This window comes from uncultured Cetobacterium sp., from assembly GCF_947038635.1.
Taxonomy (GTDB): Bacteria; Fusobacteriota; Fusobacteriia; order Fusobacteriales; family Fusobacteriaceae; genus Cetobacterium_A.
Genome location: NZ_CAMQXC010000035.1, coordinates 1 through 18,192 on the forward strand (window position 1 = coordinate 1; position 18,192 = coordinate 18,192).

Here is an 18,192-nt window from a genome sequence, read left to right on the forward strand (position 1 = left end):
AAAAACAGTATACAAGGTGATTCTAAATTTTTAAATATTTTAGAAAAAATTGGATTAAAAGTATTGAATTTTAATGATACTAATATTACTGTAAAAGGGGTTCCTACATATAAAGGTATTGAACTAAGTATGAATGATATTCCAGATGTAGCTCAAACTTTAGCTGTTGTTGCGCTTTTTGCAACTTCACCAACTAAGGTGTGGGATGTTGAAAATATGAGAATAAAAGAAACCGATCGAATATCTGCTTTAAAAAATGAAATCTTAAAAATTCATGGTAATTTTACAGAATTTAATGATGGATTTTTAATTATTCCAAAATCTTTAGAAAGTTATCAAGGTGATTTTTTAAAAACTTATGATGATCATCGAATGGCTATGTCTCTCTCTTTAATAGGATTAAGAGTCCCTGGGATAAAAATTTTAGATCCAAACTGTGTTTCTAAAACATTCCCTAATTTTTTTAAAGAATTTAGTAAAATTTACGAGGAGGAGTGATGATCAAAAAGAGTTTTTTATTATTTCTTTTAATTTTCATCCATGTATTTTCAATTAGTGTTTCTCACTCTCCAGAAGATATTGAAATTGAAAAATTAAAGCAAGAAATAAAGCTTCTTCAAAATAAAATAAAGAAACTTGAAAATAAAAAAATTGAAAAGTTTAAGGAAGAAGAAAAACAGCCTAAAATAGGGCTTGTATTAAGTGGCGGTGGTGCTAAAGGATTTGCTCATATAGGGGTTCTTAAAGTTTTAGAAGCAAACAATATTAAAGTTGATTATATTACTGGAACAAGTATGGGAGCTCTTATTGGTGCTCTCTATTCTGCTGGATATACTCCAAATCAAATTGAAAAGTTAGTTTTAGATATCAATTGGCAAGAAACCTTTAATGATAGTCCTAATATTACTGATATCTCTATTGATCAAAGATCGATGATGAAAAATTATAATCTTTCTTTAAAATATGATAACTCTTTAAATTTTGCTTTACCAAAAGGTATTCGAAACACTCAAAAAATATATCTAACTTTAAAAAACCTTCTTTGGAATGTAGAACAAACAAGAGATTTTAAAAAATTGCCCATTCCTCTTGAAATTATTGCAACTGATCTAAATACAGGAAAAGCTAAAGCTTTTAATAGTGGAGATTTAGCTCAAGTTATTACTGCGAGTATATCTATTCCTACAATTTTTGATCCTGTTAAAATTGGAGATAATTACTATGTTGATGGTCTATTATCTAGAAATTTTCCTGTGGAAGATGCATTTAATTTAGGAGCTGATATTGTTATTGGTGTTGATGTGGGAACTTCTCTTCAAAAAAAAGAAGATTATGATATTTTAAGTGTTGCTGATCAAATTGTTGCTATCCAAAGTACTAGTTCTACTAAAAAACAAAGAGATTTAGCGACAATACTTATCGACCCTGATATCTCAAACTTTAAAACAACTGATTTTAGTAATTTTAAAGAGATTGAAGCTTTAGGGGAAGCCGCTGCAAAAGAGCAACTTCAAAAAATATTAGATTTTGGACCTAAACCAAACAAACGAAAGAGTTCTCTTCAATATAAAAATAACTTTGTTTTAGAAAATATTGATGTGATAACCGAAACAAAAAATAATAATCATAAAGAAATTATAGAATCAATCTTCAAAGATTCCATAGGAACTAATATAAACCCAGATACTCTAGAAAAATTAATGTTAAAAATATATAGTTTAAATTTTGTTAATAAAATTTATTATTCTTTTAAAAATAACACTTTAAAGCTTCAAGTAGAAGAAAATCCTACTAATATAGTTGGCCTTGGTGTAGATTATCAAACTGATTATGGAACTACTTTTTCCATTGGAACTGATATTAGTTCTTTTGGTAAAATAGGTAGCTTATCAACTATCGAAGCTACTTTTGGTGATTATCTTGGTCTGGATTTAAAAAACTTTTCGTATTATGGTGTTTCTAATAAAGTTGGTATTTTAAGTAGTATTAGTTATGAAGAAAATCCATTTTTTATATATCATAATAAAAATAAAATTGGTAGTTATAAAAGTCAAGTTACAAAATTAGAAGGAGCCTTCGTTACCCAATATTCCAATTTATTTTTATTCTCATACGGTGCCTCTCTAAACTATGCTAGTTTAGATCCTGAAATAAAAAATATTTTTGATTCATCAATACAATATTCTAAAAGTTATGGAGATATTTTCTTTAATATTAACTGGGATAAAACAAATTCTATAGCTTTCCCAACCAAAGGTTTTAAAGGTGAAGTTTCTCAAAGATGGGGAGGTAATCTAGGAAAAGATAATTTAAACTTTTTATCTACTAACTATCTATCTTCAAATTATCTACCTATAACTGAAACAACAAGCTTAACTGCTAAATTTTTTGGTGGAAACATTACTGGAGATGATATTCTTCCTGATAAGTATATAAAACTTGGTGGTTTATCCGATGACTTATCTCATAATACTTATGCTTTTAGTGGATATTATTTCCAAGAAAAGTATTTATCTTCTCTTTTTGGAATAAGTTTTGGAATTCAACAAAAACTTATCGAGAATTTATATATTGGAGCTAATTGGGATTTTGCAACATATAAATTTGCTAACGAAGTTTTTAATGATGATAAAAACTCACTTCTTTGGAAAGATTACTCTCAGGGAGCTGGAATAACTCTTAGTTATTTAAGTTTAATAGGTCCTGTTAAATTTAATATTTCCAAAGCTCAAGAATCCCATGATTTTCTTTTCCAATTTAGTTTCGGATATAAGTTTGATTAAAAAAAACACCCTAAATAATTAGGGTGTTTTTTGCTCCATTTTTTTGAGCTAATTTTTCCAATTCTTCTAATTCAATATTAGTTGGAGAGAATAAATTACTTTTCATCTCTTCTCTTACTCCAAAATGTCTATATTTTATTATCTTATATCTAATCTCTTTATTAGATATAGCTTTAGCAACATTTTCAACAGTTAATCTATTATTTAATCTATTTGCAACTATAACACTTCTTACTTCAAATAGCTTTCCTATATCTCTTAAAAAATATAAGTTTTTTATAACTGGATTAACCTCTTTTTCTGTTAAAAGTAAATGCTCTCTATTATCCCAAGCTTTTACATCTAACATAAAGAAATCTGTATTTTCTACTAACTCTTTATACTCAATACCATCTAAATTTAAACTTCCATTTGTATCAACAAAACAAGTTAAATTAGGCCATTTCTTTTTTACTTCAGAAAAAAGTTTAGCTATAAATTTATATTGTAAAGTACTTTCTCCTCCACTTACTGTTATCCCTTTTATAAAAGCTTTTACTTTACCAATTTCAACTAATAAATCTTCAATTGTATAGTCATTTACTTTAGGAGATGAATCAAATCTACAAATTTTTGTACATTGGTCACACTCACAACATAAATTTTTATTCCAAATTATTTTAGAATTAGATACTTCTAAAGCTTTTGTTGGACAAGCTTCAACACATTTATAACACTCTTTACAAATATTTATTGTCTCTGGATTGTGGCAATACTCACAATTAAAATTACACCCTTGAAAAAATATAGCCATTCTATTTCCTGGACCATCAACATTGGAAAATTTTATAATTTTATTTATCTTTGCCTTCAACTCCACATTACTCACTTCTCAATTTTCTTCCTAAAGCTTTAGCGTTATCTCTAGCACCTTTTCCTAAAATAGTTGTATCTCTTAATACTTGCTCACCTTTATCTAACTTTTCAATCTCTGATTTTTTTACAAGGTATCCTGTTACTCTAACTACATCACAAGTATCGCTATATAATGAGAAAAATCTCATTTCAGTTTCAAAAGCTCCCTTTATTATATCTAAGATAGCTTCTGGATTTGATTTATATGTCTCATCAAACACAAATATATCACCAATTCCACTTGGACAATATTGATGGAATGGAGCTGATTGAACTATATGGTCAAATATTTCTGGCTCCTCTCCAACTGGAATTCTACACCCTGGACTTTCATTTCTATCAGTATCTATTCCAACTTGTGAGTGTAATAAATGAGTATTTTCGAAAAACTCTCCTGCATATTTTGTCTTATGAGCTGCTATTAATTTTGACATAGTCTCTACTATTTCAAGTCCTAATTTGTTTGCTTTTTCTGAATATCCAAATCTATCTTGTTTTTCTGTTGCACCTAAAAGATTATTTACACATTCAGCTAACCCAACAAAACCAAATAATCCTGTAAATTTCTCCTTCTCTAAAAGTCCCTCTTTTATTAAGAAACTACTTTCATAAAATCCACTTTCTTCAATAATAAATCTAGATCTTTCATCTATATATTCTAACATCTCTTTTGACACTTCAGGTAAAACTCTTGTAAAAAAATCCTCTTTTGAATTAGCTAACTTTGACAGAGCTCCTAACCTTACTCTAACTAAAGTATTTGCTCCACCACCAACTTTTAATCCATTATAACAACTAACTATTCCATATTCTCCTTTAAAATCTGCTCTAAAGATTTTATCATTAGCAAAACTTGGTTTAGCTGTCACTAGTGCTGTTTTAATCGCTTCTACTGCAATTTTATCTGTTGTTTCTTCAGTATATTTTATTGTTAAATTTGGTGTTGGCAACTCTAACTCTCTCATAGCTCTTAATATTAATATTCCAGCCTTTGTTTCTTTCGGTCCAATATTAGCATGACAGAATGAGTCAGTTATTGTTGAATCTATATGCTTTAAAAATAATTTAATTGCTAAATATGCTTCTGCTTCATCTTTAATAAAAGGTTCTAATAAATAATCAATATTCCCTAAATAAACAGGCATTGTTGTTATAGATGGAACATGTTTATAAAGAATTAATAAACCATGTACAGCTTCCCATATATTTGTTGGTTTATCTAAGTTTAAAAACTTACTTCCTTGTTCCATAAATATATCATAATCTGGAACAATATATCTTGGTCTATAAGGAGCATTTCCCTCAAATAAATCACATATAATTCCATCTTCTATATATTTTTTTAAGGCTTCACTTTTATTTAAAACCTCTATACTCCCTTCTGCTAGTCTTGCTAGGGTCACAACTTTTTGTTCAAAAGTTATTTTCTGACTCTTTATTGTTTCTAATATCATTACTTTCTCCCTTTAATTAAAATATAAATTTCACATATTATATTCAATTTCTACCACTTCTGTCAACTTTTATTATACTTTTCTAAAAAAATAACAACTTTTTTTTTGATTCTTTGAATAGAGTTATCTATTGCCTTTGGCTCCTTTTCTAATTTCTTAGCTATCTCTAAATATCCGTACCCCTTAACCATAAATGTAAATACATCTTTTTCCAAACCACTTAAATTATCTTTTAGAAATTTTTTTAAAAGCTTCATTAACTCTTTTCCAATAACTATTTGTTCTGGAGTATAATATTTTAATGAAGGACTACTATATCTTATTAAATCTTCTAATTCTGAATATCCTTCACCTTGCATTGCACTATTTAAATTTTTATTTTTTTCAGAGTTATAATTTTTTACTGCTGTTATAATTTGTCTTTTTATACAAAGTGATGCAAAAGTACTGAAACAAGCACTTCTATTTTCATCAAAAGATTTTATAGCTTTCATTAGTCCAATCATTCCCTCTTGAACTAAATCTTCTCTTTCCGCACCTTTTAAAAATAAGGTTTTATTTCTTATATATATAAGATTTCTATATTCTGTTACTATTTTTTCTATGGAGTCTATATCTCCTTGTTTAGCTAATAAAATATCCTCTTTGTTAATCATAGTACCCCCTTGTCCTAAAAATTAAACAATAATTTTCTACTAAATAGGTAATAATTATAAACTTCTCTTTCATATTTTATATACCTCTAATATCGCAAAAAATCAATTTTTTATTTTAATTTATTAGCCTTTATTTTTTCATTATTTTGAGGTACAATTATACTAATGAGATATTTTTCTAATTTATCTTAGAACACTTTATTTTTCAAGGAGGGGTCTATGAAAACAGATATACAAATTGCACAAGAAGCAAAACTATTAAAAATTTCTGAAATAGCTTCTAAGCTAAATATTACTGAGGATTATTATGATACTTACGGAAAATACAAAGCTAAACTTAATCTTTCTTTATTAGATGAACTTTCTAACAAAGAGGATGGAAAATTAGTTCTTGTTACTGCTATTACGCCTACGCCTGCAGGAGAAGGAAAATCTACTGTTACTGTTGGTTTAACACAAGCTTTAAATAAAATAGGTATTTCTTCAGTTGCAGCTCTTAGAGAACCGTCTTTAGGGCCTGTCTTTGGAATGAAGGGTGGAGCTACTGGTGGAGGTTATTCACAAGTTATACCAATGGAAGATATCAATTTACATTTTACTGGTGATTTCCATGCAATTGGAGTCGCTCATAATCTTGTTTCTGCTTGTATTGATAATCATATTACTCAAGGTAATTCTTTAGGTATTGATAATACTAAAATTACTTGGAAAAGAGTAGTTGATATGAATGATAGAAATCTTAGGAATATTGTTATTGGACTTGGAGGTAAAGCCAATGGATATCCAAGACAAGATTCTTTTCAAATAACTGTTGCTTCTGAAATTATGGCAACACTTTGTCTTTCAAACTCTTTAAAAGAATTAAAAGAAAATATTGGTAAAATTGTTTTTGGTTATAATTATAATGATAAACCTCTTACAATAAACGATTTAAAAATTTCTGGTGCTGTTACAGCTCTTTTAAAAGAAGCTATAAAGCCAAATTTAGTACAAACTTTAGAAAATACTCCTGTTATAATTCACGGTGGACCATTTGCTAATATCGCTCATGGATGTAATTCACTACTTGCTACAAAATTAGCTCTTAAACTTTCAGATGTTGCTGTTACAGAAGCTGGATTTGCTGCTGACCTAGGTGCTGAAAAGTTTTTAGATATTAAATGTAGAAAAGGAGGGTTAAATCCTAATTGTGTTGTTATTGTTGCCACTGTTAGAGCATTAAAACACCATGGTGGTGCTAAAATTCTTAATGAAGAAAATTTAGATGCTTTAAAATTAGGTTTAACTAACTTAGATAAGCATATTGAAAATATGAAAAAATTTAATCTACCGGTTGTTGTAGCAATTAATAAGTTTGTTACTGATACTGATGCCGAAATTAACTTAATTAAGTCTCACTGTGAAAGCTTAGATGCTCCTGTGGCTTTATGTGAAGTTTGGGCTAAAGGTGGTGAAGGTGGTGAAGAACTTGCTAAACTAGTTCTTGAAAAATTAAAAGAAAATACTTCTGAATATAAGCCTCTATACAATCTGGATTTACCTATAAAAGATAAAATTTCAAAAATATGTACAGAGATTTATGGAGCAAATGGAGTTATATTCTCTGGTGCTGCTAATAAAACAATCAAACAATTAGAAGAACTAGGATACGGATCACTTCCAATTTGTATGTCGAAAACTCAAAAATCAATTTCTGATAAAGCTAATCTTCTTGGAAGACCTAGTAACTTTACAGTTGAAATTGATACTATCAAATTAGCTGCTGGTGCTGGTTTTATCATTGCTATGGCTGGTGGAATTATTGATATGCCTGGTTTACCAAAAGTTCCTGCTGCTGAACTTATTGATATTGATGAACATGGTGTTATAACTGGATTATTTTAAAAAATATTTTCCCTTACTTAAATACTAAGTAAGGGTTTTTTATTTTTATAAAATATAGTATAATATATTATAAAATTCTACTACATATGAGGAGTAAATATGAAGATTGGTAAACTTACTATTTCAGATTTAAAAGATTTAATTTTTAATAATATTAAAAATAATAATGACAAAATACTTTCTTTTGGAGAAATTGGTAGTGACTGTGCCGCTATTGAGGTTGGAGATAATATTGTTTATTTATCAACTGATCCAATTACAGGTACTAACAATGGTCTAGGTAAGTTGGCTATTAATATTAACTGTAATGATATTGCTACAGAGGGAGTCGCTCCTATTGGAATTATGCTTACAATTTTAGCTCCTCCAGAAACAAAAAAAGAGGATATTGCTGAAATTATGAAAGAAGCTCAGCAAGAAGCTGATAAGCTTGGTGTTTCTATAATTGGTGGACACACTGAAATTACCGCTGCAGTTAATAAAACGATAATATCTGCTACCTCAATTGGTATTGGAACAAAAGATAATTTTAAAAAAAGAGAACACATTGCTGCTGGTGATAGATTAATTATAACAAAAGGAGTTGGAATTGAAGGGACTGGTATTATTGCCTTTGAAAAAGAAAGTGAACTTCTCGATACTTTTTCTAAAGAGCTTATTGATGATGCAAAAGCACTTTTAGATTTAACTAGTGTTGTAAAAGATGGTATTATTGCCAATAAATTCTCAAAAGGAATGCATGATGTAACTGAAGGTGGTCTTTTAGGTGCACTTTGGGAGTCTAGTTGTTTTTATAATTTAGGTGTTGAAATTTCATACGAGAAAATTTTTATACCTAAATGCACAAAAGAGATTTGTAATTATTTTAAAATTAACCCTTTAAAGCTTATATCAAGTGGAACTATGCTTATGGTAGTTGGAAAAGATAACGCTATTCCTTTAATTGAAAAATTAAAAGAAAATAACATTCCCGCTTTCGATATTGGAGAGTTTACCACTTCTAAAGAAAAAATTATTGTAAAAAATGGTAAGAGGTTAGAAATTATGCCTCCTCAAAGTGATGAGTTATATAAAGTTATATAGTTAGGAGATGTTAGATTGAATATAAAACAAAGAATTATTGGTCTATTAAGCGAATTTGAAAAAGGAAAATATTCAAATATTCTTTTAAATGAATATTTTTCAAAAAATAATTTAAGTAAAGGAGAACGTGGTTTTATAACTGAAGTTTTCTACGGAGTTATTAGAAATGATATTTATTTAAATTATCAATTAGAAAAAAGAACCAAAGCTATTAAAAAAAATTGGATTAAAAATTTATTAAAAATATCTATCTATCAAGCTACTTTTATGAATAGTGATGATAAAGGTATCGCATGGGAAGCAACTGAATTAACTAAAAATAAATTTGGAATACCTGTTAGTAAATTTGTTAACGGAGTTATTAGAAGTTATCTAAGAGATAAAGAGGATGAAGTAAAAAAATTAAAAGATGAGGATAAACTTGATATTTTATACTCTTATCCTAGATGGTTTTATGAAAAAATTAAAAAAGAGTATGGAGATTCTACTGAACAAGTTTTAATATCATTAAAAAAAGTTCCTTACCTGAGTATAAGAGTCAATACTTTAAAATACTCTGAAAAAGAATTCGAAACTCTTTTAAAAGAGCTAAAAATTGATACTATCAAAAAAGTAGATACTGTTTACTATATTGATTCAGGAATTATCTTACACACATCTGAATTTAAAGATGGAAAAATCATTGCTCAAGATGGTTCTTCATATTTAGCTGCAAAAATTCTAAATCCTTTGCCTGGAGAAAAAGTTGTCGATACATGTAGTGCTCCTGGAAGTAAAACAGCAGTTTTAGGAGAACTTATGAATAATACTGGAGAAATTTTTGCACTTGATATACACCAACACAAAATAAAAATAATAGAAGAAAATTTACATAAACTTGGACTTACTAATGTAAAACCAATTAAATTAGATGCTCGTAAACTTAAAGAGCAGGGTCAAAAATTTGATAAAATTCTTGTAGATGCTCCATGTAGTGGATATGGGGTTCTTAGAAAGAAACCTGAAGCACTATATAATAAAAATATGAGTAATGTTCACGAATTATCTACACTACAGTATGAAATCCTTGATTCTGCAGCTTTCTCATTAAAAGTTGGTGGAGAACTTGTATATAGTACTTGTACTATATTTTCTGAAGAAAATACAGATAATATTATTAAATTTTTAAAAAATCATAAAAATTTCTCTGTTTTAAAATTTAACCTTCCTCAAAATGTAAACGGACATTTTGACTCAGTTGGAGGTTTCTTAATTGATTATACTGAGGAAATTTTAGATAATTTTTATATTATTAAACTAAGAAAGGATTTTGAATAATGTTAGACGAATTAAAAGAAGCTAATGAATATGTTGTTAGCAAAATAGAGGAAAAGGATCCTTTAATCTTAGAAATGGAAACCTTTGCAATTGAAAATAATGTACCTATTGTTACAAAAGAAGTTGCTAAGTACCTTGAATTTTTAACTGCTAGTCACAATTTTAAAAATATACTTGAAATAGGAACTGCCATCGGATACTCTGGAACTATTATGGGAAGAGTTGCAAAAAAAAATGGTGGTAAATTGACAACTATTGAAATTGATGAAATTAGATATAATCAAGCTCTTGAAAATTTTAAAAAAGGAGAGCTTTTAGATTCAGTTAATCTAATTTTAGGAGATGGTGTTGAAGAAGTTAAAAAACTTAACGAAAAGTTTGATTTTATTTTTATAGATGCCTCTAAGGGACACTATATGGAATTCTTTACTGATTCTTTTGAGAGACTTACTGATGATGGAATGATTTTTATTGATAATATAATGTTTAGAGGTTATCTTTATAAAGAGTATCCAAAAAGATTTAAAACAATTGTAAGAAGACTTGATGAATTTATAACTTATCTTTCTAAAAATCACAATTTTGTTTTACTTCCATTTGGAGATGGAATTGGTCTTGTTCGTAAATAATTAATTATTTAAAAAGTAGGATTGTAATAATCCTACTTTTTTTAAACTCTTTTTCTTTTTCTAAAACTTTTGTACTCACCACTCAATATCCAATTCCAAACCAAAGCTATAATAACTCCTACTATAGTGGTTAGAATTCTTTTTCCAGCCCAAAAGTAAGGATCTCTCCCTTCCATATTAGTTGCTATACCTAAGAAAACAATACATGCTATAGTGCTTGATGCTGGCTTCTTCAAAATATAAGTACATCCAAAAATTATTATAATCATGGATAAAGCCATTATTAAACTTCCTTTAAAATCATTAGCTTCTGTTGTTATGAAGTAGATTGCAAACAGTCCTACTACACCACCGAAGATAGTTCCGATTACTCTTTCTACACCAACTTTAAAAGAATCTTTTATTGTCCCTTGTAAGCAAGATACTGCTGCTATAGCAGCATAAAATGGATTTACATTAAATAACACTTTCAATAAAAAAACACACCAGAAAACAGAAATAGATATTTTTAGACTCTTATTTAAGGTTTCATCGTATTCTTTTCCCATATTTACTTCCCTCTATGCGTATAATTTGGCAATAACATAGGAGATATACTACTTTGCTGAATATTTTCCTTTTTTAACATTTCATGATACTTTTCAATATGATTCAATGTTAGGTTTGTGATTTCAACATCTTTAGAGATACTTCCTGCTGCTTTTCCCGCTCTTCTTCCAAAGACTATTATATCTAAAAGTGAATTTCCCATCAACCTATTTTTTCCATGAATTCCTCCTGCTGCTTCTCCTGCAACATATAGGTTTTTAATTTCTGTAGCTCCATTTTCATCTATTAATAACCCTCCGTTTTGATAATGAAGTGTTGGATAAATTAAAATTGGCTCTTTTCTCATATCTATTCCAAATTTTTGATACATTCTTAACATTGCTGGAACTCTCTTTTCTATTGTTCCAGGACCATTTAAAATTTCAATTAAAGGTGTGTCTAACCAAACCCCTTTAACTCCATTTGGAGCTTCAATCCCTTTATTTTTTTTATTACACTCTCTTATTATTGCAGATGCCTCGACATCTCTTGTTTCTAAATGATATACAAATTGTTCCCCATCTATATTTAGTGGTGTTGCTCCTAAACTACGAACTTTTTCTGTAACTAATGCTCCAAATATTTGAGCTGGAAAAGCTACACCTGTAGGATGATATTGAATTGTATCTGCAAATGCTAATTTCGCTCCTGCTCTATATCCTAATACTAAACCATCTGCTGTAGCACCGTAGTGATTTGATGTTGGAAACCCTTGATAATGTAATCTTCCTGCTCCACCTGTTGCTAATATAACTGTTTTAGCTTTTACTACATGGTATTCCTCTGTTTCGATATTATATAAAACTGCTCCTGCAACTTTTTTCTCGTCATCTAAAATTAATTCAACTGCTGGTGAAAATTCTAAAACTTCAATCTCTTGATTTTGAACTTCATCTCTTAACACACGCATTATTTCTGCTCCAGAATAATCTGCTGCTGCGTGCATTCTTTTTCTAGATGTTCCTCCACCATGTGTAGTTACCATAGTTCCATCTTTTTCTTTATCAAACATAACTCCCAAATTATCCAACCACTTTATTGCTAATGGTGCATCTTTCACTAGAGCTGCTGCTAATTCTGGAACATTTGAATAATGTCCCCCACCCATTACATCTAAATAATGTTTCGCTGGAGAATCATCCGGTTTATCTGCCGCTTGAATTCCTCCCTCTGCCATCATTGTATTTGCATCTCCAAAACGTAATTTTGTAGCTATTAATACTTTTGCTCCTTCTTTATGTGCTTCTAGGGCTGCTGCTGCACCTGCACCACCACCACCAATAATAAGTACATCTGTTTTGTAATCAATTTTGTTTAAATCTATGTCTATATTTTCTAATCTACTTTTTCCATGAAGCAATAGTCCTAGTTCAGTTGGTACCTTATCTCCTTTATTAGGTCCAATTTTTATTTCAACAAATCCTTCTTCTATATAATCTGGATGATTTTCTTTTAAAACATCAGTTTTCTCATCTGCAGTCATTCTTGGGAAATCCCCTTGAGCTATTCTTTGAGCACGAGTTGCTTCAACTTTCTTTATTAACTCTCTCATTTCTGGTGTATACATTAACTCTCCTCCAAATTTCTATTTTGTTATATCTCTATTATTATATAAATTTTTTAATTCTGATATATCTTTTTTCATTAGCTCCTCTAAAGCTAAATCATGCTCTCCATCTTCTATTTCCTTTACCCTATCATTCAAGTGCTTTGTTTCCGCTGAAATATATTTTCCTGTTAATCTACGTGCTAAAAGTCCAACATTATAATGAGTTATTCCAGCAGGACATCTAGTTGCACATATTCCACAAGATACACAATCAAAAGATGTATGGGCACACTTTTCTAATTCTCCTCTTTGAGCATAACCAATATACTGCATCACATCTAAACCTTGTGAACACCCTTTTGTACAAGAATTACATCCAATACACTTATAAATTTCAGGATAATATTTTGCAATAGAATCTGCTGTAGGATCTAATTTATCTATACTATATATTCCTTTATCTCCTGGAAAAAATGGAATTTGAGTTAGATACATATTGTCCTCAACCTTACTTTGACAAGCCAAAACAACTTTCATTTCCTTATTTCCTTTTACTCTATAAACTGTTGCACATGCACCACAGAATCCAGATCTACATCCACAACCTCTTTTTAGCTGATACCCAGCATATTCCATTGATTCCATTATTGTTAACGTATTCGGTACTGTATATTTTTTACCCAATATATATATATCCACCATTTTTTTATCTGTCACTTTCTTATTCTCCTCCTAATAAAGATTAATATTCGTCTGGAAGCTCTGTTATTTCATCACATCTAAATACAGGTCCATCTTTACATACATATTTATCCCCTATATTACAACGTCCACATTTTCCAAATCCACACTTCATTTTTAATTCTAAAGTTGTATAAACCTGCTCTTTTTTAAATCCTAACTCTTCAAGTCCTTGAAGAACATATTTAATCATTATTGGAGGACCACAAACAAGAGCTATCTTATTAGTGTTAAAATCTAATTCTTTTATATAACTTGGAACAAATCCAACATGTCCATTCCAATTTTCTGCCTCTTTATCAACTGTTAAATATACATCTGTATTTTCTGATTTTGGCCAAACTTCAAATATATCTTTTGGATGAACTAAATCTTCTGGTGTTCTGGCACCGTAAACTATATCAACTTTTCCAAATTCATCTCTTCTATCCATAACATAATTTATAACAGATCTTAAAGGTGCTAATCCAATTCCTCCACCTATAAATAGTAGATCTTTTCCTTTCAGTAATTCCACAGGAAAATTATTTCCATATGGTCCTCTTATTCCAATTTCGTCCCCTGCTTCTAATGTGTGTAAATAATCTGTTACGACACCACATTTTTTTATACTACACTCTATATATCCCTCTTCAGTGGGAGATGACGTTATTGAAAAAATAGCTTCCCCTAGAGGTGGTACAGATATCATTGCACACTGACCTGGCTTAAATTCAAAAGGTACTTTTCCATTCTCTGATATTATTCTAAATGTTGTTACATCTGGTGTATCTCTTCTTACAAACTCTAATTTTGCTATTTGTGGAACCAATGGGTCCTTTTCATGACATGTACAAGCCATTATTTATTCACCGCCAATTTTTTTATTACTTTTACTATATCAATATGTACTGGACACTTTTCTATACATCTTCCACATCCAACACAAGAGTATACTCCATCATGATTATTTGGATAATATACTAGTTTATGCATAAATCTTTGTCTTACTCTTTGCATTTGAGTTGTTCTAGGGTTTCCATGTGCCATTAAAGTAAAATCTGAATACATACATGAATCCCAGCATCTAAATCTTTCACCACTGTTGTTTCCAGCATAATCTTTTACATCATAACAGTGGCAAGTTGGACAGATATATGTACATGATCCACAAGCTAAGCACCTTCTTGACAACTCTTTCCAGATTTTTTCATTTTCAAAAACTTCTTTTAGCTCTCCTATCTTATCTATTTCTAAGCTATTCAAAATATTTTCTTCTGATTTTTTTTTGATAACCTCTTTTCTATTTTCATATAAGCCTTTATCTGTTTCTTCTATGCTTTCTAAAATACTTTTAAGCTTTTCTGTTAATATCTTCCCCTCTTCAGTTACTTCATTCCAATAATAGAAGTCTCCACAATCAACTAGGGATATATCTGTAGATTTTAAAATTGATATTGGCTCTATTCCAAAAATTTCGCAAAAACAACTACTTTCAATAGTGTTACAAGCTAAAGATATTATAATACCTCTATCTCTATGAGCCTTATAATAAGTATCAACTGGTTCTCTTAAAAAAATATTATCTAATATTTCTAATGATTTAATATCACAAGGTCTAGCACCAAAAATTACATATTTTTCTTCTGAAACCCCTTCTACTTTAAATTTTATTTTTTTATTCTCTGTCTTAAATTTTAAATATGTTTCATTTTGAGGAAATACAAAGTTTTTTAAAGGAACTGTTGTTTTTAAAGTTTCTAAATCTACTTCTCCCTCCTCTATAAAATTTTTAAACTTTAGTACTCCTCTATCTTTTTTAGGAAGAAATAAGTTATACTCTTCATTTATAATTTCCCAAAGAGCATTTAAATTTTTCTTAGATAACTTTTTCATTAATTCCCTCCCTTTTTCTCTGTGAAACTATCTTTATCCTCTATATTATAGTTTGATAATGTATCCTCTTCAGCACCATAAAGTTCATCTAAATCTTTTATTATTTTTCTATTTATCTTGCCTAAAGGAATTCCAACTGGGCAAACTCTTTCACACTCTCCACAGTCAGAACATCTACCTGCTACATGATAAGCTCTTATAATTTGATAGAATCCTGTTTCACTTTCATTATTGGCTTTTCCTAGAACATCTTCATTTTTATTCTCAAAAACACAAGTTTCACAGTTACAAGCGGGACAGATATTTCTACAAGCATTACATCTAATACATTTAGACATCTCTCCCATCCAATACTCATATCTTTCATCATAACTCATACTCTCAATCTCTTTAACATCAGCATATCTATCTATAGTTTCATCTAAACACTCTTCACACTTTCTAAATATCTCACCTGTCACAAAATCTTTCATCCCATCACAAGCTATTTTATAGATAACAACGCTCTCTTTAGCCACTCTGTTGTCCATTACGATTTGATTAAAACCTTTTTCATCACATTTTTTTAGAAAAACTCCCACTTTTTTTCCACTATCTACCTCATCTATCAAGTATTTAGATAGATTATTTACACAGTAGTCATCAACTATAAGTGTTTCAAACTCCTCTAAATTTTCCACGAAAGCTGGAATCGATTCAATAGAATCATCCTCTTTTTTCCACCCTATTATCATATCTATTTTTTTTGCTATTAAATCCTCTTTTGCTTTTAATAACATCTCTATCTTTCCCATCTCATATCCCTCAACTTTCTGTTTGGTCCCAACTTATGAACTTTTTCTAAAATATCATTCATAACTGTAGAAAATTTATTTGCTTCTGCTGCTGATATCCAATCAACTTTAAATCTATCCTTCTCCACTCCCATAAATTGAAGAAGATTAGTGAAAACTGAGAAACGTCTTCTTGTATAATAGTTTCCTGTTGAGTAGTGGCAATCCCCTGGGTGACACCCTGCCATTACAACTCCATCTGCACCTTTTTGAAAAGCACGAAGAACAAAGTTTGGATTAACTCTACATGAGCATGGTACACGAATTATTTTTACATTAGCTGGGTAATTTAATCTACTTGTTCCCGCTAAATCTGCACCTGCATAGCTACACCAGTTGCAACAAAAAGCAACTATTAGAGGCTTAAACTCCTCTGTTTTATCTATTTCTAAAGACATATTGCGTCTACCTCCGCCATTATCTGTTTATTTGTAAACCCTTTTAAATCTATCGCTCCTGGACGACAAGAAACAGTACATCCTCCACACCCTTGACATAAAGCTTCATTCACTTCAGCGACCTCTTTTCTTACAACTTTTCCATGGTCATATATATCCATCATTTTAATTTTTATAGCATCATATGGACACATTTTTGAACAAGCTTTACATCCACTACAAATATTTTTATTTACATTGGATACACACGCATTGTTTGTTAACTCTTTTTTACTTAATAAAATTATCGCTTTCGCTGCTGCTGCACTAGCTTGTGCCACTGTTTCTGGAATATCCTTTGGCCCTTGACATGCCCCAGCTAAATATATTCCAGCTGATGCTGTTTCTACAGGTTTTAGCTTTGGATGAGCTTCTGTAAAAAAGTTATTCAAATCTCCACTTATATTTAACTTTCTTTTTAATGCCACTGCATCTGGTTTAGCTGATGTTGCTGAAGCTAATACCACCATATCTGCATCTATTTCTAGTGGTACACCTGATAGAGAATCCACAGCTTGAACCATAAGTTTTGAGCCTTCTGGCATAACTTTTCCAACCATACCCTTTATATAGTGAACTCCATACTCCTCTACAGCTCTTCTCTGGAACTCATCAAAATTTTTACCTGGAGTACGTATATCTATATAAAATACGTATACTTCTGTATCTGGATATTTGTCTTTTATTAACATAGCGTGTTTAGCTGTATACATACAACAAATCTTTGAGCAGTATGACTTTCCTCTTTCACTTTTATCCCTTGAACCAACACACTGAACAAAAACAACTTTTTTTGGTCTCTCTCCATTTGATGGTTTAACAAACTTCCCTTTTGTAGGCCCTGCCGCATTTGTTAATCTCTCAAATTCAAGACCTGTTATAACATCTGGATGATCATAGTGATACTCTCCAAACTCATCCAATTTTATTAGATCAAATCCTGTTGCTAAAACTATAGCTCCATATTTTTGATTAACAATCTCCTCCTCTTGATCAAACTTTATAGCTTTAGTTCCACAAACTATAGAGCATACTCCGCATTTACCAGTCTTAAACTTTAAACACTGCTCCCTATCTATAACTGGAACTTTTGGTACAGATTGAGCAAATGGAGTGTAAATTGCTGTTCTTGTAGCCAACCCCTCTTCAAACTCGCTTTTTCCCTTTTTAGATGGACATTTTTCTATACATACTCCGCACCCTGTGCACTTATCCATATCCACATATCTCGGTTTTTTCTTTATGGCTACATTAAAATTACCAACAAATCCACTTACATTTTCTATCTCACTATATGTATATAGCGTTATATTTGGATGTGCTGCTGCATCAACCATTTTTGGTGTTAATATACATGCTGAACAATCCAGTGTAGGAAATGTTTTATCTATTTGAGCCATTTTTCCTCCAATTGTTGGAGTTTGCTCAACTATATCAACTAAGTATCCTGCATCAGCAATATCTAATGC

16 protein-coding genes and 1 pseudogene are annotated in these 18,192 nt (G+C 30.0%); 6 read left to right on the plus strand and 11 right to left on the minus strand.

Annotated features, from left to right (window positions below; translation table 11 throughout):
* Nucleotides 1–498: pseudogene (locus Q0V08_RS05190) on the plus strand (hypothetical protein); the annotation flags it as partial.
* A complete protein-coding gene (locus Q0V08_RS05195; RefSeq protein WP_297432698.1) occupies nt 498–2,783 on the plus strand; it encodes a patatin-like phospholipase family protein in 2,286 nt (761 codons plus the stop codon). The pseudogene Q0V08_RS05190 and the gene Q0V08_RS05195, both read left to right, overlap by 1 nt.
* A gap of 10 nt (nt 2,784–2,793) precedes the next feature.
* Here Q0V08_RS05195 and Q0V08_RS05200 read toward each other — a convergent pair whose 3' ends face one another.
* The 3 genes from Q0V08_RS05200 to Q0V08_RS05210 all read right to left on the minus strand — a co-directional run bounded on the left by Q0V08_RS05200 (nt 2,794) and on the right by Q0V08_RS05210 (nt 5,787).
* Nucleotides 2,794–3,642, minus strand: coding sequence for a YjjW family glycine radical enzyme activase (locus tag Q0V08_RS05200; RefSeq protein WP_297432701.1), 849 nt, complete (start codon nt 3,640–3,642; stop codon nt 2,794–2,796).
* Nucleotide 3,643: 1 nt separating this feature from the next.
* On the minus strand, nt 3,644–5,131 hold the full coding sequence (locus tag Q0V08_RS05205; RefSeq protein ID WP_297432703.1) for a YjjI family glycine radical enzyme: 1,488 nt from the start codon (nt 5,129–5,131) through the stop codon (nt 3,644–3,646).
* Between the two features lie 62 nt (nt 5,132–5,193).
* Nucleotides 5,194–5,787 (minus strand): sigma-70 family RNA polymerase sigma factor, encoded by a 594-nt coding sequence (locus Q0V08_RS05210; protein WP_297432705.1) that lies wholly within the window; start codon nt 5,785–5,787, stop codon nt 5,194–5,196.
* A 219-nt stretch (nt 5,788–6,006) separates the two neighbouring features.
* On the opposite strand from Q0V08_RS05210, the gene Q0V08_RS05215 reads away from it, so the two are divergent.
* From Q0V08_RS05215 to Q0V08_RS05230, 4 genes are all read left to right on the plus strand, one after another.
* Nucleotides 6,007–7,671 carry a formate--tetrahydrofolate ligase gene (locus Q0V08_RS05215; RefSeq protein WP_297432706.1) on the plus strand — a complete coding sequence of 555 codons (1,665 nt, stop codon included), beginning with the start codon at nt 6,007–6,009 and terminating at the stop codon, nt 7,669–7,671.
* Between the two features lie 99 nt (nt 7,672–7,770).
* Entirely contained in the window at nt 7,771–8,754 is a 984-nt protein-coding gene (locus Q0V08_RS05220; RefSeq protein ID WP_297432708.1) for an AIR synthase family protein, read from the plus strand.
* 15 nt (nt 8,755–8,769) lie between these two features.
* The gene (rsmB, locus tag Q0V08_RS05225) at nt 8,770–10,071 is read left to right on the plus strand and encodes a 16S rRNA (cytosine(967)-C(5))-methyltransferase RsmB (RefSeq protein WP_297432710.1); all 1,302 of its coding nucleotides are present in this window, start codon (nt 8,770–8,772) and stop codon (nt 10,069–10,071) included.
* Nucleotides 10,071–10,700 carry an O-methyltransferase gene (locus tag Q0V08_RS05230; protein WP_297432712.1) on the plus strand — a complete coding sequence of 210 codons (630 nt, stop codon included), beginning with the start codon at nt 10,071–10,073 and terminating at the stop codon, nt 10,698–10,700. The genes rsmB and Q0V08_RS05230 overlap by 1 nt, the downstream gene beginning before the upstream one ends.
* A gap of 41 nt (nt 10,701–10,741) precedes the next feature.
* Here the strand turns inward: Q0V08_RS05230 and Q0V08_RS05235 are convergent, their stop codons facing one another.
* The 8 genes from Q0V08_RS05235 to Q0V08_RS05270 form a co-directional block, all read right to left on the minus strand.
* A complete protein-coding gene (locus Q0V08_RS05235) occupies nt 10,742–11,248 on the minus strand; it encodes an FUSC family protein (RefSeq protein WP_297432714.1) in 507 nt (168 codons plus the stop codon).
* A gap of 2 nt (nt 11,249–11,250) precedes the next feature.
* A complete protein-coding gene (locus Q0V08_RS05240) occupies nt 11,251–12,855 on the minus strand; it encodes an FAD-dependent oxidoreductase (protein WP_297432716.1) in 1,605 nt (534 codons plus the stop codon).
* Nucleotides 12,856–12,873: 18 nt separating this feature from the next.
* A complete protein-coding gene (locus Q0V08_RS05245) occupies nt 12,874–13,554 on the minus strand; it encodes a 4Fe-4S dicluster domain-containing protein (protein ID WP_297432718.1) in 681 nt (226 codons plus the stop codon).
* Between the two features lie 25 nt (nt 13,555–13,579).
* Complete coding sequence (locus Q0V08_RS05250) at nt 13,580–14,419, minus strand: FAD/NAD(P)-binding protein (RefSeq protein WP_297432720.1); 840 nt, start codon at nt 14,417–14,419, stop codon at nt 13,580–13,582.
* Nucleotides 14,419–15,453, minus strand: coding sequence for a 4Fe-4S dicluster domain-containing protein (locus Q0V08_RS05255; RefSeq protein ID WP_297432722.1), 1,035 nt, complete (start codon nt 15,451–15,453; stop codon nt 14,419–14,421). Before Q0V08_RS05255 ends, Q0V08_RS05250 begins: the two co-directional genes overlap by 1 nt.
* Nucleotides 15,453–16,247, minus strand: coding sequence for a 4Fe-4S dicluster domain-containing protein (locus tag Q0V08_RS05260; RefSeq protein ID WP_297432724.1), 795 nt, complete (start codon nt 16,245–16,247; stop codon nt 15,453–15,455). Before Q0V08_RS05260 ends, Q0V08_RS05255 begins: the two co-directional genes overlap by 1 nt.
* On the minus strand, nt 16,235–16,684 hold the full coding sequence (locus tag Q0V08_RS05265; RefSeq protein ID WP_297432726.1) for a hydrogenase iron-sulfur subunit: 450 nt from the start codon (nt 16,682–16,684) through the stop codon (nt 16,235–16,237). The genes Q0V08_RS05260 and Q0V08_RS05265 overlap by 13 nt, the downstream gene beginning before the upstream one ends.
* Nucleotides 16,675–18,192: CoB--CoM heterodisulfide reductase iron-sulfur subunit A family protein (locus Q0V08_RS05270; RefSeq protein ID WP_297432728.1), on the minus strand; the 1,518-nt coding region annotated here is incomplete at its 5' end. The genes Q0V08_RS05270 and Q0V08_RS05265, both read right to left, overlap by 10 nt.